This window comes from Duganella sp. GW821-FHT07F09 (assembly GCF_059418705.1).
In genome coordinates this window covers 648,563-671,922 of sequence record NZ_JBWKQJ010000003.1, presented here as the reverse complement: position 1 = coordinate 671,922, position 23,360 = coordinate 648,563, and the positions used below count along the sequence as shown (strand labels likewise).

At 68.9% G+C, this 23,360-nt stretch carries 21 protein-coding genes; 5 read left to right on the top strand and 16 right to left on the bottom strand.

Going from position 1 to position 23,360, the window contains the following annotated elements; all coding sequences use genetic code 11:
• Position 1: 1 nt before the first annotated feature.
• From AC07P1_RS11405 to AC07P1_RS11330, 16 genes are all read right to left on the bottom strand, one after another.
• A complete protein-coding gene (locus AC07P1_RS11405; protein WP_494695913.1) occupies positions 2–322 on the bottom strand; it encodes a hypothetical protein in 321 nt (106 codons plus the stop codon).
• A 10-nt stretch (positions 323–332) separates the two neighbouring features.
• The gene (locus tag AC07P1_RS11400; RefSeq protein WP_494695912.1) at positions 333–842 is read right to left on the bottom strand and encodes a phage baseplate assembly protein V; all 510 of its coding nucleotides are present in this window, start codon (positions 840–842) and stop codon (positions 333–335) included.
• Positions 839–1,990, bottom strand: a complete 1,152-nt coding sequence (locus tag AC07P1_RS11395; protein ID WP_494695911.1) for a hypothetical protein — start codon at positions 1,988–1,990, stop codon at positions 839–841. Before AC07P1_RS11395 ends, AC07P1_RS11400 begins: the two co-directional genes overlap by 4 nt.
• A complete protein-coding gene (locus tag AC07P1_RS11390; RefSeq protein WP_494695910.1) occupies positions 1,980–2,342 on the bottom strand; it encodes a LysM domain-containing protein in 363 nt (120 codons plus the stop codon). Before AC07P1_RS11390 ends, AC07P1_RS11395 begins: the two co-directional genes overlap by 11 nt.
• The gene (locus AC07P1_RS11385) at positions 2,342–3,001 is read right to left on the bottom strand and encodes a CIS tube protein (protein ID WP_494695909.1); all 660 of its coding nucleotides are present in this window, start codon (positions 2,999–3,001) and stop codon (positions 2,342–2,344) included. The genes AC07P1_RS11390 and AC07P1_RS11385 overlap by 1 nt, the downstream gene beginning before the upstream one ends.
• Positions 3,001–3,861 carry a formylglycine-generating enzyme family protein gene (locus AC07P1_RS11380; RefSeq protein ID WP_494695908.1) on the bottom strand — a complete coding sequence of 287 codons (861 nt, stop codon included), beginning with the start codon at positions 3,859–3,861 and terminating at the stop codon, positions 3,001–3,003. Before AC07P1_RS11380 ends, AC07P1_RS11385 begins: the two co-directional genes overlap by 1 nt.
• Positions 3,810–5,036: an eCIS core domain-containing protein gene (locus tag AC07P1_RS11375; protein WP_494695907.1), complete on the bottom strand. Its 1,227-nt coding sequence runs from the start codon at positions 5,034–5,036 to the stop codon at positions 3,810–3,812. The genes AC07P1_RS11380 and AC07P1_RS11375 overlap by 52 nt, the downstream gene beginning before the upstream one ends.
• Positions 5,037–5,115: 79 nt before the next feature.
• Positions 5,116–6,867: an eCIS core domain-containing protein gene (locus tag AC07P1_RS11370; RefSeq protein WP_494695906.1), complete on the bottom strand. Its 1,752-nt coding sequence runs from the start codon at positions 6,865–6,867 to the stop codon at positions 5,116–5,118.
• An 80-nt stretch (positions 6,868–6,947) separates the two neighbouring features.
• A complete protein-coding gene (locus AC07P1_RS11365) occupies positions 6,948–7,202 on the bottom strand; it encodes a hypothetical protein (protein ID WP_494695905.1) in 255 nt (84 codons plus the stop codon).
• Positions 7,199–9,172, bottom strand: coding sequence for an AAA family ATPase (locus AC07P1_RS11360; RefSeq protein ID WP_494695904.1), 1,974 nt, complete (start codon positions 9,170–9,172; stop codon positions 7,199–7,201). The genes AC07P1_RS11365 and AC07P1_RS11360 overlap by 4 nt, the downstream gene beginning before the upstream one ends.
• Positions 9,169–10,497, bottom strand: coding sequence for a Pvc16 family protein (locus tag AC07P1_RS11355; protein WP_494695903.1), 1,329 nt, complete (start codon positions 10,495–10,497; stop codon positions 9,169–9,171). Before AC07P1_RS11355 ends, AC07P1_RS11360 begins: the two co-directional genes overlap by 4 nt.
• Complete coding sequence (locus tag AC07P1_RS11350; protein WP_494695902.1) at positions 10,494–11,237, bottom strand: hypothetical protein; 744 nt, start codon at positions 11,235–11,237, stop codon at positions 10,494–10,496. Before AC07P1_RS11350 ends, AC07P1_RS11355 begins: the two co-directional genes overlap by 4 nt.
• Positions 11,234–11,941 carry a hypothetical protein gene (locus AC07P1_RS11345; RefSeq protein ID WP_494695901.1) on the bottom strand — a complete coding sequence of 236 codons (708 nt, stop codon included), beginning with the start codon at positions 11,939–11,941 and terminating at the stop codon, positions 11,234–11,236. Before AC07P1_RS11345 ends, AC07P1_RS11350 begins: the two co-directional genes overlap by 4 nt.
• A gap of 9 nt (positions 11,942–11,950) precedes the next feature.
• Positions 11,951–12,478: a phage tail protein gene (locus AC07P1_RS11340; protein WP_494695900.1), complete on the bottom strand. Its 528-nt coding sequence runs from the start codon at positions 12,476–12,478 to the stop codon at positions 11,951–11,953.
• 19 nt (positions 12,479–12,497) lie between these two features.
• Complete coding sequence (locus AC07P1_RS11335; RefSeq protein ID WP_494695899.1) at positions 12,498–14,132, bottom strand: phage tail sheath family protein; 1,635 nt, start codon at positions 14,130–14,132, stop codon at positions 12,498–12,500.
• A gap of 485 nt (positions 14,133–14,617) precedes the next feature.
• Positions 14,618–15,559: an AfsR/SARP family transcriptional regulator gene (locus AC07P1_RS11330; RefSeq protein WP_494695898.1), complete on the bottom strand. Its 942-nt coding sequence runs from the start codon at positions 15,557–15,559 to the stop codon at positions 14,618–14,620.
• Positions 15,560–16,037: 478 nt separating this feature from the next.
• Here AC07P1_RS11330 and AC07P1_RS11325 point away from each other — a divergent pair, with 478 nt between their 5' ends.
• From AC07P1_RS11325 to AC07P1_RS11305, 5 genes are all read left to right on the top strand, one after another.
• Complete coding sequence (locus AC07P1_RS11325) at positions 16,038–16,310, top strand: calcium-binding protein (protein ID WP_494695897.1); 273 nt, start codon at positions 16,038–16,040, stop codon at positions 16,308–16,310.
• On the top strand, positions 16,277–16,372 hold the full coding sequence (locus AC07P1_RS11320) for a hypothetical protein (protein ID WP_494695896.1): 96 nt from the start codon (positions 16,277–16,279) through the stop codon (positions 16,370–16,372). The genes AC07P1_RS11325 and AC07P1_RS11320 overlap by 34 nt, the downstream gene beginning before the upstream one ends.
• 178 nt (positions 16,373–16,550) lie before the next feature.
• A complete protein-coding gene (locus AC07P1_RS11315) occupies positions 16,551–16,886 on the top strand; it encodes a hypothetical protein (RefSeq protein ID WP_494695895.1) in 336 nt (111 codons plus the stop codon).
• 449 nt (positions 16,887–17,335) lie between these two features.
• Positions 17,336–20,401: a di-heme oxidoredictase family protein gene (locus tag AC07P1_RS11310; RefSeq protein WP_494695955.1), complete on the top strand. Its 3,066-nt coding sequence runs from the start codon at positions 17,336–17,338 to the stop codon at positions 20,399–20,401.
• A 150-nt stretch (positions 20,402–20,551) separates the two neighbouring features.
• Complete coding sequence (locus AC07P1_RS11305) at positions 20,552–23,308, top strand: cation-transporting P-type ATPase (RefSeq protein WP_494695894.1); 2,757 nt, start codon at positions 20,552–20,554, stop codon at positions 23,306–23,308.
• Positions 23,309–23,360 lie beyond the last annotated feature (52 nt).

Below are 23,360 nucleotides of genomic sequence, written 5' to 3'. Positions count from 1 at the left end.
GTCAGGTTCCGATCACGCGGGTTTGCGCCATCACCGGCAGCAGCGGCGTGCCGGTCGGGGTGCACATGGCCTGGCTGTCGAGCAGCACCGCCGGCACCCCGCCCACCAGCACGCGGGTGGCCGCCACCATCCATTGCGCCGTCACGCACGGTCCGTTGCCGGCCGGCGGCGCGAAGGCGCAGCCGGCCACCAGGTAAGGCGCCGCCATGGTGGCCACCGGCTGGCCCGAGACCAGCACGCGCGGGTTCGGCGCGCTCGGCGTGGCCTGGCCGCCGTGGCTGCACAACACGGTGGCGCCGAGATGAAGCAAGGGTCCGGGCATGGGCGCTCCTTTAGACGATGGTCAACGCGCCGGCGTTGACGGTGACGGTGGGGCCGGTCATCACGATCGAGGCGCCCTTGCCGTTCTGGATATAGATGCCGGTGTCGTTGACGATCAGCGTGGCGCCGGTGGCGCTTTTGAGCATGATGCCGCCGGTGGGACCCGGCAGGTCGCTGATGGTCAGGCCGTTTTGCAGCGGCGTCTGGAAGGTGATCGCCTGCACCGCCGGCGGCGTGGCGCGCGCCAGCACCGGCACCTCGGCCGCGCTGCCCCAGAAGCAGCCAACCCAGATCGGAAAGTCGGGATCGCCCTGCTCGAACTCGATCCAGACGCCGGCGTTGATCATCGGCAGCGCGACCATGCCGTTCTGGATGCCGGCCACCGGCACGCACGGCATCGCCCAGGTGGCCGGGATCAGGCCGCCGACGTCGGGCACCTGCACCAGCAGGCGGTTGATCTGCATCGGATCGATGTTGTTGAGCACCATGCCGCGGTACTTGCCGAAGAATTTTTCGCTCATACCGGTACCCTCGGAGTGATGGAGATAAGACCGTTGCGGGTCAGGTTGAAGCTTTGCTTGAACTCGCCGCGCTTGAGGGTGCTGGTGACGCTTTGCACGTAGTACAGGCCGTCGTACGCAAGGCCGGCGCCGCGCACCCCGACCAGGCCGCGTGGTTTGAGCACGCGGCCGTAGCGCAGCACGTCCAGGCTGCCGTTGGCGCTGACCGAATCCTGCGACTTCTTGGCCTCGGCCAGGCCGCGCGCGATGGCCTGCATCGGATTGAGCTTGGCGGTGTCCTTCAGGATCTTGAGACTGGCGATCGGCGTCGACAGCAGCCCGAGCGGCGGCTGCAGCGGATTGATGTTGGGGATCGGGATCGGGATCGGCACCCGCGTCAGCTGGTTCTGGATGAACACGATCGGCAGCACGCCCTTGGTCGGATCGAAGCTGAAGTTGAGCGACTCGACGTTGGTGAGCGCGTCCATGTCGACGTTGAGGGCCGGCTGCGGCACGCCGATCTTGATCTCGGGGCCGAAATAGGCGATGTTGGTGCCGGCCCTGGGCCCCGGCTCGATGTAGAACACGTAGCCGACGTCGTCCGCCAGTTGGCGGATGTATTGCAGGTCGGTGCCCTTCTGCGCCGGGATCTTGTCGATCGGGATCGGCACGTCGGGGAACAGGATCGGGATCGGCAGCGGGATCACGCCGAAGGCGGCATATTTGGCGCACAGCAGCGCCACCCGCGCCTCGATCGGCATGGCGGGAAATGGCAGGCCGCTGAAATCCTGCATGTCCATCACCTTGGTCAGGTCCTCGCCGGTGACGGTGACGGTGCCGGGGCCGCCCCGGCTGCCGGCCTGCACCTCGACGTTGGTCATCACGCCGTCGAACAGCGGCTGGGCGGCGCCGTTGAGGGTGACGATCAGCAGCACCCGCAGCGGCGGCGTGCCCAGCGAGGCGCTGTTGCCGGCGGCGATCACGAAGATCGCGTTCAACTCCGAGCGGCTGGAGAACTGGAAGGTGAGCTGGAAGCCGCTGGCGGCGCCGTCGGCCGTGCGCACCTCGACGCCGGTCAGCGCGTCCATCACCACCCGGGGCGCCGGCACCGGGATGACCGGGCCCATCATCAAGGTCATCTGGATGCCCTTGGCCAGTTTATCCGCCATCGCCGCCTCCCGGAACCCCTTCGGGCAGGGTGATCACCAGCGCCGCGCCGACCGCCGCCACCAGCGCCTCGGGCAGCATCGCGCGGTTGGCGTCGCACAGGCGCCAGGACTGGGCCGGGTCGCCCAGGTGGCGCGCCGCCAGGTTGTCGAGGCGGTCGCCGGCCACCACCAGCACGCTCTGGAGCGGCGCGAAGTTCTCCGGCGGCGGCAGGAAGCGGCGCTGCACGTACACCACCGTGCGGCCGTCGGCCTGCACCAGCTGCGACGTGGCGATGCCGTAGTAGCGGCTGTCCGGGGCGAAGGCCGGCGGCAGCAAGGCGTTCGTTTGCAAAAAGGCGGTTACCGGGTCCATCAGGCGATCCCTCCGATGCCGAGCGTGGCGAAGCCGGCCGCCTGGACCTTGCCGGCCAGCCTCTCCTTGTTGTGCAGATAGGCCATGTAGATGCTGCCCCCTTTCGAGCCAAAGCCGAGGTCGTCGGTCGACATCACGCGCAGGCCCAGGTTGAGTTTGGCGCGGATCGGGTTCAACGCGGGGTCGAAGGCTTCCTCGGTGACGCTGAAATCGCTGACCTTGACCGGCACGATGCGGTTCTTGCCCCACACGAACAGCACCAGCGGCGCCAGCATCGGCGCGATCTCCAGCGTGCCGGAGCCGGCCTGGGCGTCGACCGCCGCCAGCTGCGCCGCGCTCGGATACACCAGCGATTCGAGCAGCGCCAGTTGCGGCTGGATGCCGTACTGGGCCGCGTTCGGGTTCTGGCCGGGGAACTCGAGTTGGTCGGTGGCGTCGATGTCGGCTTCGAGTTTGAGGGTCTCCACCGCCGGTCCCTTGAAGCGCATCGGTTCGACCCGGTCGTGCTCGTTGCCGCCGGCGCTCTGCGCGCTCAGCGTGCGGCTCAGCGTGTCGCTGTTGTATTGCAGCGAGATGATGCGCAGCACCCGCGAACTGGCGGCGTCGACTATGACAAGGCCGGCCTTGATCAGCTTGGGGGAGTTGGGGAAGGTGCTCATCAGAGCCTCTGCGCCGGCGTGGCGCCGTCGTCCGCGCCAACGGCGATCCGGATGCCCGCGCCGCCGAACATGTCGTCGCTGATCAACCGGGCCGCGGGCCGGCAGTACTCGTGCCCGTGCATCCAGCCGCCGCCACGCATCGCGCCATGCGACCCGCTGACCAGGCCGACCGGGTCGGCATCGTCCATCGTGGCGTAGTCGTCGATGAAATCGGCGCAGTATTCCCACACATTGCCGAGCATGTCGTGCAAGCCCCATGCGTTCGGTTGCAAGCCGCCAACGGGGTGCGCCGTGCCGGCGGCGTTCTCGAGCGTCCAGGCCACGCGTTGAAGGTCGGCGCCGGCCGGGGTGCCGGCGCGGCAGGCGTACTCCCATTGCGCCTCGGTCGGCAAGCCCACCGTCGCCCCCGTGATGGCGGCAAGGCGCTCGACGAAGGCCAGCGCCTGCGCGAAGCTGATCTGGCTGATCGGCAAGGCGTCCTGCCCGGCGTCGACGGGCGGCGCGCCCATCACGGCTGCGTATTGGCTTCTCGTGACCTCGTACCGACCGAGGTAGAACGCCCGGGTGATGCGCACCCGCCGCACCGGCGCCTCATTGGCCGCGTGGCCCGCTTCGCTGTCGGGCGAGCCCATGTCGAACTGGCCCGGCGCGATGCGCACCAGCTCGAACCGCAGAGCGCCGGCATGCAGCACGACGGTCGGTGCGCCGCGCGCGATGGCGTTGGTGTGTTCCTGGGTCATTGTGATGTCCTGTGCTGTGGCATTGGTGGTGACGGCGTCGCCGGCACCTGCTAATTTATCGGACGCCGTCATTTGGTCGGGTGCTTCTTGTCGAAGGCGGCCTTGACGTTCTTGTCCCACCACTCCCCATAGTGTTCCTTATGCAGATCGCTCAACAGTTTGTCGAAATATTCCTCGAAATTCTTGGCGCTGCGCGCCCATTCCTTGGGAGTGGTCTTGCAGCCCCACTTGTCCTTGCAGGCATCGAACGCCGTCAGCACGTTCTTGACGCCGGTCTCGTATTCGATCCGTTCGATGCGCTTGATGAAGTCGATGCGGCTAACATCACCGGCGATGGCCGACGTGAAGATCGCTTTGAAGTCGGCCATGCGCGACAGGTTGGACAGTTCCTGCACCAGTTGCTGGACGGCGAAACACTTGTCCCGCGTCTGGTCCAGCGTGATCTCGCCGGTCTCGCTGTCGGTCTGGCCGCCCGCGCCGGGCTTGACCACCGGTTCCTTGTCCTTGTTGGCCTTCTTGGCCTTGGCCCAGATGCCCAGGCCACCGTCGCAGGCGTCGAGCATCGCCTTCAGGTCGGCCGCCGTCCAGGCCGGGACCTTGGGCTTGGCGGGCGGGGTGTCGCGCTGCACCCATCCGTGCGACGCCGGCGCGGCCGTCGTGGGTGCCCGGCCCGGCTGGCGCGTGGCCTCCGCCGTCGCGCCGAGCCCCGACTGCTGCACCACGTGCGTCAGCTCGTGGGCGAGCAGCCGCCGCCCTTGCGGCGTATCCGGGGCGAAGCGGCCCTCGCCGAACACGATGTGGTGTCCCACGGTGTAGGCCTGGGCGCCCATCTGCCGGGCCGACTGCTGCGCGGCCGCGTCGGCGTGCACCCGAACCCGCGAGAAGTCGTGGCCGAAGCGCGGCGCCAGCGCCTGCCGCAGTTGCGGCGCCAGTGGCGTGCCGCCGTCGGCGAGCACCCGCTCGACGCTGTGCGGCGCCACTCCCGCCGCTTGGCCCGACGGCGCCTGGCCAGGCTGGATGCGCGAGATGGCGCCGACGGCGGTGGCGCCGGACGACGCTTCCAGCACTTGGTCGGCGACCCGGTCGGCCTCCACCTCCAACGCGTCGTCGTGGGCGCGGACGGCGAGTTTGGCTTGCACCGGGCGCTTGCCGGCGCAGTCGGCGCATTCAGCGCCCGAAGCTGTAGTAGGTGCGCCACAGGCGCACTTTCTTTGCAAAAGAAACGCGGCGCCCAGCCAGGCGTCGGACGACGGCGAGCCGATGGCTTTCGGCTGCGATTGCGCACGGGTGCTCATGTCACGGTCTCCTTGCAGATGCCGATGCCGATGCCCTGCGCGAGCGATACGCGGCGGCCGGTTCCGATGGCGACGTTCATCATTTCCCCCGCCGGCTCTGGTTGTCCGACCAGTGCGGTTTGCTCCACTGGAAGCGCGAGTTGCCTTCGGCATCGCAGCACAGACAGGCGAAGATGCTGACGATATTCGACGAGCCCTTGATGCGGCAATGGTAGCCGATCGCCGGCGCGCCGTCGCAATCGTTGATAACGCCGGCCGCCGCCGGCGCGCCGAACTGCGAGCAGGTGAAGTCGGCGAACGAATAGTCGCGCTCGTACAGGAACTGGGCCACGATCTCATCGCGCATCTCGTCGCCGTCCAAGACCGGCTCCTCGCAGGCGATCGCGCCGGGATTTTGCTCGAAGCAGTTTTTGCGGCGCCGCTTCCTTTCCGCCTGCGGGGTGTCGGTCACCGGTTTTGAGTCCGCGCGCGGCACCGTATCGACCTCGGGCTGGGGCCGCGGTTGCGGTTGCGGTTGCGGTTGCGGCAGCACCTCCGGCTCGGGCGACTGGCTGCGGTAATACAGGTAACCGCCGATCGCCACCACCGCCACCACCGCCACGATCGCCAGCCCGATGACCCAGCCCGGCGGCCCGCCGCCGGCCGCGATCGCACCGGCCGCGATCGTCGCGCCTTCGAGGGTGACCCCTGCCGCTGCGGTGAGCGCCGGCAGGTTCTGCTCCGCCTGCTGCAGCGCCTGGGGATCGAGGTAGCGCTGCATTCGCAGCGGCGCCGCGTGCATCGCGGGCGGCGCGCCGCCGCCCTTGAGCACGGCGTCGGCGACGCGGTCGGCCTCGGCCTCGGCGGCGCCTTGCGGGGCGCCGATCTCGAGCGGCTTGGCCGCCAGCGAGGGCGGCGCCTGCTCGGCGATCGCAATGCGGTTGGCGACGCCGGCCGGCACCAGCGAGCGTGACGCCACACGCAGGCGGGCGGCGGTGAAGCCCGATAAGGCCGCCGCGCATGCCGGGGCGTCGCCGCCGGCGGCCAGTTGCCGTAGGCGCTCTATGCCGGAGCGCAACTCACCCAGGTGGGCGCGCACGCGGCCGATCGCGGTGGCGCCCTCGCCGCTGGCGGCGACGCGGGTGTCAGCCCGGTTCGCATACGATTCGAGCACGGCGGCGAGGTTCAAGACCCGCTGGCCGGGCGACGGCGCGGTCGCCGGCGGCGCGCCGCCCGGGGCGGCCGGCGCCGGCTGGCGCGCCAGCGTGCCGGTCTGCTGCACCACGTGCGTGAGTTCATGGGCCAGCAACCTGCGGCCGGCGTCGGTGCCGGGGGCGTAGCGCCCCGCGCCGAAGACGATATGCGAGCCGACCGTGTAAGCTTGGGCGGCCACGCTCCTGGCGGAATCGGCGGCTTTGGCGTCCAGGTGGATGCGCACATGCCCGAAGTCATGTCCGAAGCGGCCCTCCATGAAGCTGCGCGTCTGCCGGTCGAGTGGTTGCGCCGAAGCCGACAGGACCTCGCCGACGATCGGCGGGACCGCTTGCGCCGACTCCTCCTCCGCCGTCCGCCGCTGCACCGTGAGCGGCGTGATGACCGTCGGCGACGCGTCCGATGCGAGCGGCGCGGCGCCGCCGACCGCCCGCTCTGCGACGCGGTCGGCTTCGACTTCAAAGGCGTCGTTCGCATCGCCAAGCGTGAGCTTGCGTTGCAGGCCGGCGCCGGCTTTCCGGCGGCAGCTCTCGCAATCGGTCGAAGAATCGGCTGAAGAATCGGCCGACTTCGCGCCGCCCGCCCCGCACGCGCAGCGCCGTTGCAGCCGCCCGGCGCCGCCCGACCAAGGCGCCGGCACGGGTTGGCGGGGTGCCGCGAGCGCTCCCCCTGCCCCCGTTTGCGCGGCCTTGGCTACCGCCGCCACGCGCGCGCCGGCGCTCATGGCGTCGCGCTCCCGACAATCCGCCGCGCGGCGCGCTCCCCGATGTCGAAGGCGCCGGCATCGGCCGCCACGCGCACGCGTCCGGCGTCGAGTCGCGCGGCCCCCGGCTGGTTGGCCCAGCGTTCGCCGGCGCCGGGCGCGGCGAGCGCGCTGGCGAACGCGGCGCGCAGGCCCCGCTCGAATGCCATGCGCTCGCCATGCGCCATGCCGTCGAGCACGACCCGGTCGATGTGCAGGACCAGGCGCTTCATAGCCAACCTCGGGTTTCCGCGTCGCTGATGGTGCGCTCGCGTTTGGCCGCTTCGGCATGCGCCGCGCGCAGCAGGTGCGCCATGCCGACCGGCACCCCTTCGTCGGCCGCATGAAACGCGGCGCCGAGGGCGATATTGTGGATGTGGCCGCCGGCCGCCTGCAGTCTCGCCAGCCTGGCGTACGCCAGATCGCGGGTCGGCGTCGCGCGAGGGAACGCGCGCCGCCAGATCGCCTCGCGCTCGGCCGCTTCGGGGTACGGGAACTGGACGATGAAACGCAGCCGGCGGATGAAGGCGGCGTCGAGCGCAGCGCGGTGATTGGTGGTCAGCACGGCCAGGCCGCTGTAATCCTCCATGCGTTGCAGCAGGTAGCTGACCTCGATGTTGGCGTAGCGGTCGTGGCTGTCTTTGACGTCGCTGCGTTTGCCGAACAGGGCATCGGCTTCGTCGAAGAGCAACATGGCGCCGCTATCCTCGGCCGCGTCGAACACCTGTTTGAGATTCTTCTCGGTCTCGCCGATGTACTTGCTGACCACGGCCGACAGGTCGATGCGGAACAGGTCGAGCTGCAGGGCGCGCGCCAGCACTTCGGCGGCAAGCGTTTTGCCGGTGCCGCTGTCGCCGGTGAATAACACGGTGATACCCAGGCCGCGCCCGCTCCTGGCGCCAAAGCCCCAGGCATGGTGCACTTCGAAGCGGCGCCGCGTGTGCACCACGATCTGGCCGAGCAGTTCCTTCTGTGGCGTGGGCAATACCAGGTCGTCCCACTCGGCGCGCACCTCGACGCGCTGCGCCAGTTCGGCCAGCCGTGCCGGCGCGCTCTCGCGGCAGGCGCGCCACAGCACGCCGGCGGCCAGTGGTCCCGGCCGCAGCGTCGCGCCGATCTCGGCGATCCTGCGCGCGCCGCACCTGAAGTGCGCGACCACCGCGTCGAACTCGGCCGAGTGTGGGTCGATCGCGCCGCCCAGGGCCTCCAGCCAGAGGCCGCGCCGTTCGTCGGCCGGCGCGCGCGCGACGTTGTGGATCAGCGCGTCGCGCCGCGGCCGCAACGGCCGCTCGGAGCCGACGAACAACTGCCCGCCCATGCGCTCCATGAAGTGCGACAGCGCGGGCGACGCGGGTTCGGCGGCGCATTCGATGAAGAATGCCAGCCCGCCGAGCGCGGCCTCGCGCTCGCAAAGCGCCGCCAGCAGCGCGATCTCGGGCGCGCCGCCGGGCAGCGCCTGCGGGTCGATCGCCCGCAACCTCCAGCCGCCCAGCGCGGCGACGCTGGCGGCGACCTCGGCGCGCGCGTCGGCGTCGTCGCCATGAAGCTGAACCAGCGGCAACGTGCCGCCGGCGGGCTCGCCGACCCGGCGCGCCTCCAGCGCCGCGGCGATGCCGCGCGACTGTTCGCGATGGCTGGGGGCCATCGACGGCGGCGCGTCGACCGGCCGCGACAGCGCCGCGACCCGCGGGTCGGTGTAGTCGACGCCGGCGAGAAAGTGCAGCACCCGCTCATCCAAGCGCAGGCGCGCCGCGGCGAGCGATGGACCTTCTTCGACTTCGATCAGGTGCCACCGGCGCAGGGGCCGGCTCGGCGCGAGCGCGCTCCAATGGGCGTCGTCCAGCGCGGCGAGCGCCAGACTGAAGGTCGCCCAGGGCCGCTCCGGTTGACCGGTCGCCCTGGCGCACAGATCGGCCACCTGGCTGTCCATCTCGACCCCCGCCGCCAACAGCACGATCGCACGCTCGAACACGCTCAGGCCGAAGGCGTCGGCCACCGCGTCGAGCGCGCCGGGATGGCGCAGCGCCGCGCGCGCGACGTCGACCGCGCTGTCTTGCGCGGTGTCGAATGCGGTGTCCGATCCGGTGGCGCTGTCGATGGCCGTTGCGCCCCTCGCCAGGCGCCGCTTGAGCCGCGCGAACTCGGCGACCAGCAGGCGCTGGTTCATCTCGGGCCAATCGTGGTGGCGATCCGGTGCGTTCATGTGATCACCACCCGCTGGTTCAGGAACCCCGGTATCGCCGGCGGCTCCTGCGACAGATCGATGATCGGGCTTTCGATGCCGTCGATGCGCAGCCGCGCCAGCAAGGCGCCGACCGGCGCGTTCGGAATCACGAACGCGAGCGAGGCCGAGGGCGAGCCGAGGCCCTGCGGCGCGAACTGGTCCTGCCCCAGCACCAGCACCACGGTTTGCCCGACCCTGAGCGCCGGCGTGAAGTCGATCGTGAAACTGGCCGAGCCGTCGCCGGCGCGGGTCACGGCCAGCGGCAGGTTGGTCATCCGCGGCGCCAGCGTCAGCGCGATGCGGTTGGTCTCGCGCGGGGCCGGATCGCCGGCGCGCAGCAGCCGCGCGCCGACGCGGTAGAGCCCGGCCGGTAGCGTCGCGGCCAACGCCGGCGCGAGCTCGAAGCGCAGCAGCGTATCGGCGCCGCTGGCCGGCGCCGGCAGCGCGGCGATGGTGGTCTCGACCTCGAAGCGGTCGTTCGACAGCAGCACCTGGCGGTTGGCGCCGTCGAGGAAGTCGCCGCGCAAATCGATGGTGTCGCCAATGCCCGCCACCGGCTGGCGCGACGGCGGCACGGCGGCGGTCAGCATCGGCACCGGCGGCACCAGCCCCGGGTTGACGACGACGCCGCGATCGCGCCCGGTGGCCGGGTCGACCTCGCCGCGGCTGAGCACCGGCAACGGCGAGCGCACCGGCTGTTGGGCCTCGATCAGCACCACCGAGGCGGTGTAGGCGGCGCTCGGGCGGAAGTGGCTTTGCATCGCCGTCCAGAGCTTGGACATCTCTTCGGTGTTGAGGTATTGCGGCACCAGCTTGATCAACTCGATCTGGTCCGCCAGCCCGGCGTCGGCGAGCGCGCGCAACGCCGGCGGCAGCGCGGTGCCGGTGGCCGGCGACGGGATCAGCGCGGTGCGGATGGCGTCGCGCGTGAGCACCGGCATCTCGTGCAGCAGCTGCATCGCGTAGCCGAGCAGGATCTCTGCGTGCAAATCGCCGGCGCTGTAGACCGACACCATGTAGTGCAGGTCGAGCGCCAGCGGCGGATTGCTGAGGCGCAGGCGGCCGCTGGCATCGCGCGACGCCAGCCCTTCGTTGCGCCACCCGGGGTTGGGCGTGACGAGATACAGGAACAGGTTGATCTGCGAGGCCTCGGTGCCACCGGTGGCGACCACCCGGTCGGGCGCCAGCACGCTGACGGTGACGCTGCTGCCAAGCACGCCGCTGATGTTGTGGTTGATGATGCCGTCGTTGAGCAGGTCGCGCAACACGGCCGTCACGCCGGCGATCGCCAAGGCCGTGCTCATGGGCGGCCCCGCTTGGCCAGATAGCCGTCGAGCGACATCGGCGCCGGCGCCGCTGGCGCACGGCGGCGCGGCGCGGGCGTCTCCCGCGCCGCAGTCACGTCGATCCGGCCGATGTGGATATGGACTTCGGTGTCGGCTTCTTCCCGGGGTGCGGCGGCGCCTTGCGGCAAGGCGCCGCGACGGGCCGCCGTTTGCGGCACGGGCGCAAGCGGCATCGGACCGCGCGCCTCGCGTGGCAGCAGCGGCGCGGGGCCGTCGGCGGGCGATACCGCGCAGGGAGAGGTGTCCATCCAGCGCATCGGGGGCGGCATCACGGGTTCGGATCCGGTCGGCGCCTGCGCAAGGCGCGGCGGCGTGTGCGCTTGCGGCGTCGCGTCGACGCCCTGCCCGACTCCTGTGTCGGGCGCGATCACTGGCGTGACCTGCGCCGGGGCGGCGACGGTCGGCGCGTCGGCCAGGACCGGCGGTGTGCGGACGGCGTCAAAAAGGGCCGCTGGATCGGCGGCGACGGCGGTCGGCATGGTCGGTTGGTGCGCGGGTGTCGCTGGAGGGGACGGCGTCCGCGCCAGCGCCGCCGCGGCGGTCGGACCGTGCGCCTGGGCTTCGCCGGCCAGCGCCCGCGCCGGGTCGACTTCGCCGAACCCCGACCCGCCACCGGCATACGCCAAGCCCACATCCGAACGCACCGCCACCGCGGTGCCCGCCGCACGCGCCGCCATCCGGTGCAGCAGCCCGTTCACGATCCCACCATCGCAAGGTAGCTGGCCCGGCGGGCGGCGCCAAGGGCCAGGATCTCGCCTTCGCTCCAGCCATACGCGCTCGCCAGCGTGTGGACCTCGGCGAACAGCGCGCGGGCGCGGGCGTCGATCTCGTCCCACAGCAACTCTCCGGCGTCGAGTTGCGCCGTGCGGCGCTCGCCGCAGGCTTCGCAATGCACGTCGAACGCGAGGTCGGCGTTCGGGTCGATGGCTTCGAGCGCATCCTCGACTTCGCGCAGCGCGTCGTTCGAGATCGGCGCCGCGTCGTCGCCACCCAGCGTGCAACGGGCCAGCAACTGGCGCGCGGAACGGCCGGCATCGAGTTCCTGCGCGACGGCGGCGAGGTCGCGCAGACCGGGTGGGCGCACGCGGCGGCCGGCCACCTCGACCTCAAGCTCCGCCGTATCAGCCGGTTCGGGCGCCAGCAACTCCGACGTGCGCAACAGCAACTGCAGCCGCGTCCCGCAATGTCCGCAATCGACATGGCACTCGATGCGCGGACCGAAGCTGGCCTCGCGCAAGCGCATCAGCGCGGCCGTGACGTGGCCGAGGGGCCGGTCGACGATGCTCGCGGCCGGCCAGTCGGGACGCGCCCGGGCGCACAGCAGCGCGCTGCGGTCGAGCGGGTGGCGGCGCGCGCCGCGCTCCCACAGCGCCAGGATGTCGGTCGGGTCGAGGGCGGTCATCGCGGGGGATCAGTTGGCCGGCTCGGTGAAGCTCGGCTCGGACGGTTCGACCACGTCGTAGTCGCGTTCCCAGCCCTCGTTCTCGAGCTTGATGTGCTGGATCGCGACCGCGCCGGCGTTGGCGTCGAGGTCGGGCAGCGCCTGGTACTCGGAAACCCAGCAGCGATACACCTTGTAGGCGATCACCAACTGGCCGGCCTCGTTGTAGACCTCGATGATGAGGTCCTTGCGGAAATCCTTCAGCGAGACCTCGGCGCCCAGCCCCGAGCCGAAATTCCAGACCTTGTTGGCCCATTTCTCGAACTCGGTGTCGTGGGTCACGCCGCGGTCGAGCGTGATGGCGTCGAACTTGGTGCGGCCGGGCGATTTGCGCGTGGTCGACGGATCGCCGCCCTCGCGGTGCTCGACCAGGTCGGTGCTGCGCTTGAGCGCGCTGACCTTGGAGACGCCGGCGACGAAACGGCCGTCCCATTTGACGCGGAATTTGAAGTTTTTGTACGGGTCGAAGCGCTGACCGTTGACGCTGAACTGGGCCATGATGGAGTCTCCGGTGAGGTCAGGCGGCGATCTGGCCGGCCATCTGCTGGATCTGGATGACGACGAACTCAGCCGGCTTGAGCGGCGCGAAGCCGACCACCACGTTCAGTATCCCCAGGTTGATGTCGTTCTGCGTGGTGGTCTGGCGGTCGCACTTGACGAAGTAGGCGTCGCGCGGCGTGGCGCCCTGGAACGCGCCCTGGCGGAACAAGCCCTGCATGAAGGCGCCGACGTTGAGCCGCACCTGCGCCCACAATGGCTCGTCGTTGGGTTCGAACACCGCCCACTGGGTGCCACGATACAGGCTCTCCTCGAGGAACAAGGCGAGCCGGCGCACCGGCAGGTATTTGTATTCGTCGGCGCTGGCGTCGGCGCCGCGCAGCGTGCGCGCACCCCAGACGATGCGTCCGTTCACGCCCATCGAGCGCAGGCAGTTGATGCCCAGCGGGTTGAGCTGGCCGTTCTCGAGGTCGTTCATGTTGAGCTGCAGGTCCTGGACGCCGTCGAGCGAGGCGTCAAGTCCGGCGGGCGCCTTCCAGACGCCGCGCTGGACGTCGGTGCGGGCGATGACGCCGGCGATGATGCCGCTCGGCACGAAGGTGTCGATCCGGTTGTCGCGCAGCGGATCGACCTGGCGCACGCACGGGAAGTACAGCGCGGCGTTGCGGGCCGACGGCCCGGTGAGGTTGAGGTCGTTGCGGCCGTCGATCGCGTGGTCGATGGCGTCGGCGATCTGCGTCGCCCACGCCGGATCGGGATCGACGATCAACATCGCGCGCCGGCTCACGCACAAGGCCAGCGCCGCCGCGTACACCTGGGCCGAGGTGGCGGTGTAGTTCGACGGCAGGCTGCTGGTGTCGCGCTTGCGCGGCGGGATGCACAGCAGGTTGAAGAGGTCGGCCCGGTTCAGCGCGTAGAGGCCGGTTTTAGGATCTTGCTCGCCGATCACGTCGGCGTCGTCGATGTCGGTGCCGTCCGTGCCCGAACCGGCGTCGGCGTCGACCCAGTTCACGCTGCGCAGCGCGCCGGCCGTCGTCACGTTCGACGGCGGGCGCGCGGCCGGCATCGCGCCCTGCACCCGCACATAGGCCGATTCGCGTTCCAGCACCAGCGGCAGGAAGCGCGCGTCGCCGGGCGTGGTCGAGACCGAGCCGAAGGTTTCGATGATGAACTCGTCGCGGCCGGCGCGCGGGCGGTAGCGCACCGTCAAGTTGAAGCGCCGGTCGTCGGTGGCCGGCGGCGAGCTGCGCGGCAGCGCGCGGTCGGTGTCGTGGTCGACGGCGGCGGACAGGCGGTTGCCCCAGGCGCCGCGGCTCGACGCCACCAGCACGACACCGGTCGACGGGCTGGCGCCATCGTCCAGGCCGATGGTGGCGGCGCGGGCGTCGTCGTGCAGCACGCGCACGATCAGCGCCAGGCTGCCGCCGTTGAGATAGAAATCGCGCACCGCGTAGCTCATCGGACTGGCCACGTCGAGGCCGCCGAAGCGGCGCTCGAAATCGGCGTAGCTGGTGAGCATCACGGGCTCGTCGGTGGGGCCGGCCGAGGCGCGCCCGACGAAGGCCGTGATCGAGGTGGCGACCCCGGTGATGGTGCGCACCCCGCTGGGTACTTCCTGGATGTAGACGCCGGGATAGGTCAGTGCCGCTGGCATAGGTTTCTCCGTCAAGGGTGGCCTGCTGGCCGGGGGGACCACGAGCCGGCATCGACGCGATGTCGGGCGAACATGTCCTTTTGCGACGTATCGTTCCTGCTCACTTCCATGCCCGCCTCCAACCATGCACCCTGATCCGCAGGCGCCAGGTCCAGCCCAGGCGGATGCCCGATCGTTCGATCTGGCGGGCCAGCAGCGTGGGAACCTCGTCGGGCCCGTTGGCATGGAGACGCTCGCCGCCCGCCACGCTGGTGACCCGCCCGCGCCAGCGCGCGGACGCCGGGTTGGCATCGTCGCCGTCCCGCCAGAGCTTGACGATGAAGGATAAAGTCTCCGTAGAACCCCCGGTGCATGGAGTTGCCGCTACGCGCAAAATGAACCGATCCGATCGCGCGGATCACAGGTCATTTATACCGGCCGCTCGTCGCGCCGGCGTCTCGCGGGCGTCTGTCGGGGCGTCTCGTCGGCCACGCGTGGGCGCGCGGTCAGTCGGACTCGCGGCGGCGCACGCCGGCCGCGATATCCTGGCGCAAGCGGGTCTCGATGCCGGCGAGCATGTGCTGCACCCGCCCGAGCAAGTCCACCAACGCCGGCAACTGGTCGTACTGGAATGGGGCAGGCCCGGCGACGGTGCCGATCGCGTTCAACTCGCGCCATGGATTGTCGAGGCCGCCGTCGCGGATCGATTCGTACAGCGCACGGGTCTGCTGGGACGGCTTCACGCCGAGCTCCTCCATCAGCACGCGTTCGCAACGCTGGAACTCGCGCACGGCCTCGGTGCGATTGCCGGTCTGCAGGTGCAGGCGCATGATGTGGCAGTGGACCTGCTCGCGCGCCGGATCGACGGCGAGCATGCGTTTGGCATGGGCGAGACCGCGTTCGCTGTCGCCGCACGCCTCGTAGGAACAGACCAGCTTCTCCAACGCGTCGAGAAAGTCGGCCTGGAGCCGTTCCCTTTCGAACAAGCACCAGTCCTGGCACCAGCCTTCGAGCAGCTCGCCACGGTACAGGCACACCGCCTCCTCCAGGCACTGCCTGGCGGCATGGTCGAGTTTCGCGCCGCTGATCCCGTGGCAACTGTTGATCGCCTCCTTGAAACGGATCACGTCCACGCGCAGTTGGTCGCAACTGTTCAACTGGATCCATTCCGGATCCACGCCCAGCGGTTGGGCGCCGTTGCCGTCGCCGTGCGGACGCAACGCGGTTTGAATTTGCCACAAGGCCTGGCGCAGATACTTGCGGGACTGTTCGGGCGGCGCGTCCTCCCACAGGATGTCGGCCAGCGTCTCGCGGCGTTGCGGTTGATTTCGATGCAACACTAGATAGGAAAAAACCTCGCGCGCGCGGCGGGCGTTCAGCGCGTCGGACGATTCATCTCCACGGCAAACGTCGAACCGCCCGAACAACCGTATCGTCAAGGGAACCATACACATTCCAATCACGCAGTCGATGACGCGTTGATATCGTCCCTGGCATGTTGGCGCCGCCGAACGGGGACTCCCGAAAATTACTTTAACATAAATCTTGTACTTATTTTACCTTCGTCTGGGGTTCACCAACGCGTATTTTTGTTCCACCAAGCTGATCAACCAACTTCGGCGATGACGGGCCCTTGCCGCAGAACTGGAAGCTCGGCGCGGGCCCGCGCGCCCGCTGCAATGCCCATCCCGGTTGCGTTATTTCTTGCGTGCCCCAGTTGCATTCCGCGCGAATTGATACATCGGAATCAAATGTAACCATCACGCACAAAATATCGTTGACTGGCTTTAGTTCCTCGTGGCAATATCGGCGTGCTTATTTAATATTCAAGATAAGCGTTTTATTAACCTGACCGCATATTCAAACTTTCATATTGGAGGTTCAATGGCTGCAGCTAGTGGTACTAATAACGCCGATGTATTTTATATGAGCACTTTCGGCGCCCCAAAGCCGCCCGAAACCGCGCACGGATATAACGCCCTGGGTGGCGACGATACCGTCCATGGCAGCGCCTATGTCGATTTTATCCAGGGCGGTTCCGGCAACGATCTGCTTTACGGCAACGGCGGCGACGACGCGCTGATCGGCCAGACCGGCAACGACACGATGTATGGCGGCGACGGCGACGACTTTATCCACGGCGGCGGCACCGACGCGGCGCCGATGTGCTGGTCGGCGGCAACGGTTTCGACCGGCTGAGCGGCGGCCTCGGCGACGATCTTTACGTCCACACGCTCAACAGCGGCATGCCGGCGATGTGAATACCTTCGTCGAATGGGCCTATACCTCGGACAGCCAGTGGGTCGATCTCTTCCAATTGATTTAGATTAAGTCCGGTTCGCCGGAGTGGGGAGTAAAATGTTTACTCCCCTCCCCCCGCTATCGTCCAGCAGCATGCATTGATATTACAGACGCAATACCACCAACGGAGCCGCCATTATGTCCCGCATCAATAATCCGTATCGCGTTCAAGGCGAGGTTGTTTCCATCGCCGAGCTGGCCAAGACCAAACCGGGTCTGGTCCTTGCCGCCGACGACCCGAGGGTCGAGCAGTTCAAGGAGCGCCTGGCCGAGATACAGGCGGTATTGCAAGCCGAGGTGCCTGAATCGGCGGGCACGCGTCGTGCCGAAGCGCATCCCGCTCAAGTCCACGGAGCGGCGGCGGCATCGGCACAACCGGAAGTCACTGTGATGAGCCAGCACCAGACGATCGGCAGTCTGGACTGGGAACTGGCGCGCTCGCGCATGACCTTCGACGAATTACTCAGTAAATAGACTCCTCGGGACCACAACGCACGGCTTCAGCCCGTGCGCGACGTGGCCACGTCAGTTCTTGCCTATCGGCTTCCATGACATTTTCGTGACCTGCCTTGACACACGGTTCAACACAAGATATCTTCAGCAACGTTGCTCAATCGAAATTTTTGTAACTGATAAGTTCTGACACGTCATTATCCGGCGTGTCCGGACGGGCCTGGATTCGCACCGGGATCGGGCCGTTAGCTTCCGCCGATGGAAACGTTTCCATCGGCGGATCGCCGCCATCGCCAACCATACAAAAAGGGACTGGAATGTATCGCTTGCCGCGTCGCCACCAACTCAACCTGCGACGTTTGCGCAGGCTCCCCATCCAGGGCTTGCCCCTGGCCTTGATCGCCTTGCTGACCGCCTGCGGAGGCGGCGGCGAAGAAACCGCCCAGTCCGCCCCGCGCACCTTGAGCGCCATGAAGATACAGGGCGCGGCCGTCTCTGCAGAAGTGGCGCTGACGCCGGCCGGCGCCACGGCGAGTTCCGCCGAGCGCGGCGACCTGTCCGCTGCCGCCGCCGTCGATCGCAACAGCGCCACCCGCTGGGGCAGCGGCTTCGCCGACGACCAGTATCTGACCCTGGACTTCGGCAAGACCGAAATCATCACCCGCGTGCGCATCGATTGGGAGAATGCCCACGCGTCGCAGTATCTGTTGCAGGTGTCGGACGACAACGCCAGCTGGACCACCATCAAGAGCGTCGACGACAGCCTGGGCGGCACCGAGGATTTGACGGGGCTGCACGGCCTGGGCCGCTATCTGCGCATCAAGGGCGTCAAGCGCGCCACGCAATACGGTTACTCGATCATTGAGGTGCAGGCGTTCTCGGGCACGCCGGTGACGGCGCCGACCGATCCCGCGCCGGCTCCGCCACCAACCGATCCAACCCAGCCCGGCGTGGCGATCAAACCGGTCGCGGCCACCTCCTCCAGGCTGGAGAACCCGGGCCAGTCGGCCGCCATGGCGATCGACGGCAAGACCAACACGCGCTGGGCCAGCGCGTTCGAGGATGGCGCCTGGCTGCAGTTCGACTTCGGCGCCAAGACGCCGATCGGCTACATGAAGCTGCTTTGGGAGAACTCCTACGGCAAGCAATACAACCTGCTGGTCTCGGACGACGGCCAGAACTGGACCTTGCGGCGCGCCGTCGCCAACGGCCAGGGCGGCACCGAGGAATTCTTCAACCTCGGCATCGACGCCCGCTACGTGCGCCTGCAGGGCGTGGCCCGCGCCAGCCAGTACGGCTACTCACTGTACGAGGTGGAATTCAAGACGCCGGGCAGCGACAACACGCTGGCCGGCGTGGCGACGTCGCCGCTGAACTTCCCCGCCAGCGGTGCCGGCTGGGCTCCCCTGCCCTCGGCCGACCAGCCGCTGGAGACGCTGCAATTCACCCTGGCCGACGGTACCCTGGTCACCCGCTTCGGCGCGCGCGGCCTGGCCCGCCACGGCCGCGAGCGCGGCGAGGACTGGAACGAGATCGGCTACGGCCCCAACGAGACGGTCGACGCCGCAACAGGCCTGCCGCGCGACAAGGGGCCCGGCAACTACCTGACGTTCGTGCCGCAGTACTTCAAGAACCGCACCTGGGGCGTGGAGATCATCGACAACAGCCGCGTGGCCGGCGTCACCAAGCCGACCCTGACCGTGAACCAGTACACCACGGTCGACTTCCTGAAGGGCGGCGTGGCCTTCTTCCGCGGCTTCGACCGTCCCGGCGTGACCGGCTACGGCTGGATGGCGCCTGGCCAGCTGGTGGACGACAACGTCGCCATCTGTAGGCCGGTGGCCTATCCGCTCAACGGCAAGCTGACCAACGCCAACGGCATCAACAACGGCTGCACGATCCGGGTCGACAACTACCCGGGACACGCCGGGCTCGGCGCCGATGGCTTCCCCAACGGCACCACCGTCAGGGGCCGTCCGCTGGCGGTGGGCGATGTCATCGAAGTGTCGCCATCGATGTTCACCACCGTCGATGCGCTGGCCGCCAAGGGCGACAACGGCGGCGTGCGCTATTACTCGTACGAATGGGCCTACGTGGTTGGCGCGGGGCTCAAGCCCTGGTATGGCGTCCAGCCGCGCCTCAACACGATCCCGTTGCCCGAAGAGACGCTATCGGGGGGTGCCGGTTCGGTGTCCTACAACTACTCGGACAACGGCTTGTTCATGTTCCAGCAGCCGCACAACAATATCGGCATGCAGAACATGCAGCGCTTCGTCGAGGGCCGGCGCCTGGTGCACACCAACTTCACCACCGGCGACCACAACGAGCCGGGCAACGACCGCTACGCGCAGGCGGTGGGGTTGCAGGGGGCGCGGTTCAACCAGTCCGCCTGCGTCGCCTGCCACGTCAACAACGGCCGCAGCCCGGCGCCGGCGGCGATCAACCAGCGGCTCGACAGCATGTCGATCCGGGTCGCTACCGCCAACGCCAGCGGCCAACAGCTGCCGCATCCGCAATATGGCACGGCGGTGCGGATGAACGCGATCTCGTCCACCGGCAAGCCGCAGAACTGGGGCAACGGCGTGCGGGTGGCCGGCTTCGAGACGCGTTTGGTCAAGCTGGCCGACGGCACCACGGTCGAACTGCGCAAGCCGACCCTGGCGTTCGAGGGCGCGACGCCGGACATCTTCTCGCTGCGCGCGGCCCAGCCGATGATAGGCGCCGGCTTGCTCGAGGCGATACCGGAGGCGAGCATCCTTGCGCTGGCGCGTACGGCGCCCGACGCCGACGGCGTCAAGGGAGTGGCCAACTACGTCTACGATCCGGAAAGCGGCGCGGTGCGGGTGGGCCGCTTCGGCTGGAAGGCGGCCAAGGCGACCTTGCGCCAGCAGTCGGCCGACGCGCTGCTGCTCGACATGGCGGTGACCTCGCCGGTCTACCGCAGCCGCGACTGCGTCAACGGCCCGGTCGCCTGCCGCGCCGGCGCGTCCCAGGCCGGCATCTCCGAGGGCGATCTGCAATCGATCTCCAACTATCTGGCGCTGGTGGCGGTGCCGGCCCAGCGCAGCGTGGCCAGCGGCTTCCCTAAAGGCGTGGCGCCGCTCGACGAGCACCGGGTCGACTCGCAGCAGGTCGCGGCCGGCGCCAGGCTGTTCCAGGGCATGCGCTGCGTCGCCTGCCATACGGCCGAAATCAAGACCGGTCCAGGCCACCTGTTCGCCGAGCTGCGCAACCAGACCATCCGTCCCTACACCGACTTGCTGCTGCACGACATGGGCGCCGGCTTGGCCGACAAGTTCGTCGAAGGCCAGGCCAAGGGCGCGATGTGGCGCACCGCCCCGCTGTGGGGCATCGGCTACACGGACAAGGTCATGGGCGGCGGCGCCAAGGCCGGCTACCTGCACGATGGCCGCGCCCGCACGCTGACCGAGGCCGTCCTGTGGCACGGCGGCGAGGCGGACCGCTCGCGCCAGCGCTTCGAGGCGCTGTCGAAGGCTGACCGCGAGGCCGTGCTGGCGTTCCTGAAGTCGCTTTGATCGGACAACCGGCGCCAGCCCGGGGATTTGCGGCTAAAAATTGACATAGCTCAAAGTTTGAGCGCTGCAAGGTACTATAGGATGGCTTGCGACGAATGAATGATCAGCAACATTCGTCGCCCCCCGCCGAAACCCCTTGTGGAGCAAACGATGACAATGCCGTCGATATCGCGGGGTCGTCCCGATAGTGGCGTGCATGGCGAATCGCCGTCCGCCGCTTTGGGCGACACCCATTGGCACGCCCTGGCCGCCGACGACGCAATCGCGCGCCTGGCTTCGGGCCACGACGGCCTGCCGCCGGACGAAGCCGGGCGCCGCCTGTCGGCATTCGGACCAAACACCCTGCCGGCAGCGCCCCGGCAAAGCGCCATCAAGCGCTTGCTGCTGCAATTTCACAACTTGCTCATCTATGTCTTGATCGCTTCCGCGTTGCTGTCCGTCTCGCTGGGCCACGTGGTCGACGCGGCGGTGATCCTGGCGGTGGTCGGGCTCAACGCCGCCATCGGCTTCTTCCAGGAGGGCCGCGCCGAGGCGGCGCTTGAGGCCATCCGCGGCATGAGCGCGACGCGCGCGTCGGTGCGGCGCGCGGGACGCCGCGAAACGATAGCCGCCGACCAACTGGTGCCCGGCGACGTGGTGTTGCTGGAGGCGGGAGACCGCGTCCCGGCCGACCTACGCCTGATCCGCGCCAGCAACCTCAAGATCGATGAGGCGATCCTGACCGGCGAGTCGGCCGCCGTCGAGAAGGACACGCCGGCCGTCGCGGACGACGCCGCGCTGGCCGAGCGCGCATCAATTGCGCTGTCGGGCACCCTGGTCGCCGCCGGCCAGGGCGTTGGCGTCGTCACGGCCACCGGCGCGCGCACCGCGCTGGGTGGGATCAGTGCGCTGGTCGGCCAGATCGACACGCTGCAAACGCCGCTGGTACGCCAGATGGCCGGCTTCGCCAGACAGTTGACGCTGGTGATACTGGCGGTGTCGGCGCTGACCTTTTTGTTCGCGCGCTACGTGCGCGCCTACCCCGCCGCCGACGCGCTGATGGCGGTCGTCGGGCTGGCGGTGGCGGCCATTCCCGAAGGCTTGCCGGCCATTATGAGTATTTCGCTGGCGATCGGCGTCCAGCGCATGGCGGCGCGCAACGCCATCATTCGCCGCCTGCCGGCGGTGGAGACTTTGGGCGCCGTATCCGTCATTTGCACCGACAAGACCGGCACGCTGACCCGCAATGAAATGACGGTGCGCGCCGTGGAGACCGGGATCGACACCTACGAGGCCACCGGCGCCGGGTACGATCCGGCGGGCGACTGGTACGCCGGCGGCCGGGAGATCGATCCGGCGGCGCGGCCGGATGTGATGGAGTTGGCGCGCGCGGCCCTGCTCTGCAACGACGCCGCCTTGCAACCGGGCGGGCAAGGATGGCGGGTCGACGGCGACCCGATGGAGGGCGCGCTGGTGGCGCTGGCGATGAAGGCCGGCTTCGACCCGGCGCTGGCGCGCAAACAATTTCCGCGCACCGACGAGATCCCGTTCGACGCCGCGCACCGCTTCATGGCCACTTTGCACCACGGCCACGAGGACGGGAGCGCGATCTTCGTCAAGGGCGCGCCGGAGCACATCCTGGCCCTGTGCGCGCGCGAGCGCTGCGCCGATGGCGAGCGCGCGTTGCGGGCCGCGCATTGGCAGGCGCGGGTGGACGGCCTGGCCGCGCGCGGCCAGCGCGTTCTGGCCTTCGCCGTCAAGCCGGGCCGGCCGGAGCAGCAAGGCCTGAGCTTCGACGACGTCGACCAGCTGACATTCATCGGACTGGCCGGACTGATCGATCCGCCGCGCGAAGAGGCGACCGCCGCCGTGGCGAGCTGCCGCGCCGCCGGCATCCGTATCGTCATGATCACCGGCGACCACGCCGTGACCGCCACGGAAATCGCCCGCCAGCTTGGCATCGCGGATCAGCCCAAGACCCTGAGCGGGGCCGCGCTGGACGTCCTCGACGACGAGCAATTGGGTGTCGTGGCGCGCGAAACCGATGTCTTCGCCCGCACCACGCCGCTCCACAAGCTACGGCTGGTCCAAGCCTTGCAGGCCGGCGGCGCCGTGGTGGCGATGACCGGCGACGGCGTCAACGACGCGCCGGCGCTCAAGCGGGCCGATATCGGCGTGGCCATGGGCGACAAAGGCACCGAGGCGGCCAAGGAAGCGGCCGGCATGGTGCTGCTGGACGACAACTTCGCCTCCATCGTCGCCGCCGTGCGCGAGGGCCGCACCGTCTACGACAACCTGATGAAAGTGATCGCCTGGACCCTGCCCACCCATAGCGGCGAGGCGCTGACCATCATCGCCGCCATCGCGCTCGGGCTGGCGTTGCCCATCACGCCGATACAAATCCTCTGGATTAACATGGTCACGGCGGTGGCGCTGGGGCTGTCGCTGGCCTTCGAGCCGACCGAGCCGGACACGATGCGCCGCCCGCCACGCGCCGCGCGCCAGGCCATACTGACGCTCGACCTGCTCTGGCGCATGCTGTTCGTGTCGGCCCTGTTTGTCGCCGCCGCCTTCGGCATGTACTTCTGGGTGGAGAGCCGCGGCCTGGGCACGGCGATGGCGCGCACCGTCGTCGTCAATACGCTGGTCGTGCTCGAAGTGTTTTATCTGTTCAGCGTGCGCTATGTGCACGGCACCTCGCTGACCTGGCGGGGCGTGCTCGGCACGCCGGCCGTGATCGGCGGCGTGGCGCTCACCGTGCTGGCGCAGTGCGCCTTTACCTACCTGCCGTTCATGCAGACGATTTTCGACACGCGTCCGGTGGACTGGCTGGACGGTGTGGCCATCGTGGGCGTCGGCGTGGCGATGCTAATCGTCGTCGAGGCGGAAAAAGCGCTGCGGCGCCGTATGAATCGCTCAACTTGTTGATTGATGGGCGCGTTGCTTCGCCGGCATAAGGACTTATGATGTGTGGTTCTTA

Bases quoted from the DNA above. Each gene is read 5' to 3' on its own strand.
- AC07P1_RS11405 (WP_494695913.1), bottom strand. From the start codon at position 322: ATGCCCGGACCCTTGCTTCATCTCGGCGCCACCGTGTTGTGCAGCCAC.
- AC07P1_RS11400 (WP_494695912.1), bottom strand. From the start codon at position 842: ATGAGCGAAAAATTCTTCGGCAAGTACCGCGGCATGGTGCTCAACAAC.
- AC07P1_RS11395 (WP_494695911.1), bottom strand. From the start codon at position 1,990: ATGGCGGATAAACTGGCCAAGGGCATCCAGATGACCTTGATGATGGGC.
- AC07P1_RS11390 (WP_494695910.1), bottom strand. From the start codon at position 2,342: ATGGACCCGGTAACCGCCTTTTTGCAAACGAACGCCTTGCTGCCGCCG.
- AC07P1_RS11385 (WP_494695909.1), bottom strand. From the start codon at position 3,001: ATGAGCACCTTCCCCAACTCCCCCAAGCTGATCAAGGCCGGCCTTGTC.
- AC07P1_RS11375 (WP_494695907.1), bottom strand. From the start codon at position 5,036: ATGAGCACCCGTGCGCAATCGCAGCCGAAAGCCATCGGCTCGCCGTCG.
- AC07P1_RS11365 (WP_494695905.1), bottom strand. From the start codon at position 7,202: ATGAAGCGCCTGGTCCTGCACATCGACCGGGTCGTGCTCGACGGCATG.
- AC07P1_RS11360 (WP_494695904.1), bottom strand. From the start codon at position 9,172: ATGAACGCACCGGATCGCCACCACGATTGGCCCGAGATGAACCAGCGC.
- AC07P1_RS11355 (WP_494695903.1), bottom strand. From the start codon at position 10,497: ATGAGCACGGCCTTGGCGATCGCCGGCGTGACGGCCGTGTTGCGCGAC.
- AC07P1_RS11345 (WP_494695901.1), bottom strand. From the start codon at position 11,941: ATGACCGCCCTCGACCCGACCGACATCCTGGCGCTGTGGGAGCGCGGC.
- AC07P1_RS11340 (WP_494695900.1), bottom strand. From the start codon at position 12,478: ATGGCCCAGTTCAGCGTCAACGGTCAGCGCTTCGACCCGTACAAAAAC.
- AC07P1_RS11335 (WP_494695899.1), bottom strand. From the start codon at position 14,132: ATGCCAGCGGCACTGACCTATCCCGGCGTCTACATCCAGGAAGTACCC.
- AC07P1_RS11330 (WP_494695898.1), bottom strand. From the start codon at position 15,559: ATGGTTCCCTTGACGATACGGTTGTTCGGGCGGTTCGACGTTTGCCGT.
- AC07P1_RS11325 (WP_494695897.1), top strand. From the start codon at position 16,038: ATGAGCACTTTCGGCGCCCCAAAGCCGCCCGAAACCGCGCACGGATAT.
- AC07P1_RS11315 (WP_494695895.1), top strand. From the start codon at position 16,551: ATGTCCCGCATCAATAATCCGTATCGCGTTCAAGGCGAGGTTGTTTCC.
- AC07P1_RS11310 (WP_494695955.1), top strand. From the start codon at position 17,336: ATGAAGATACAGGGCGCGGCCGTCTCTGCAGAAGTGGCGCTGACGCCG.
- AC07P1_RS11305 (WP_494695894.1), top strand. From the start codon at position 20,552: ATGACAATGCCGTCGATATCGCGGGGTCGTCCCGATAGTGGCGTGCAT.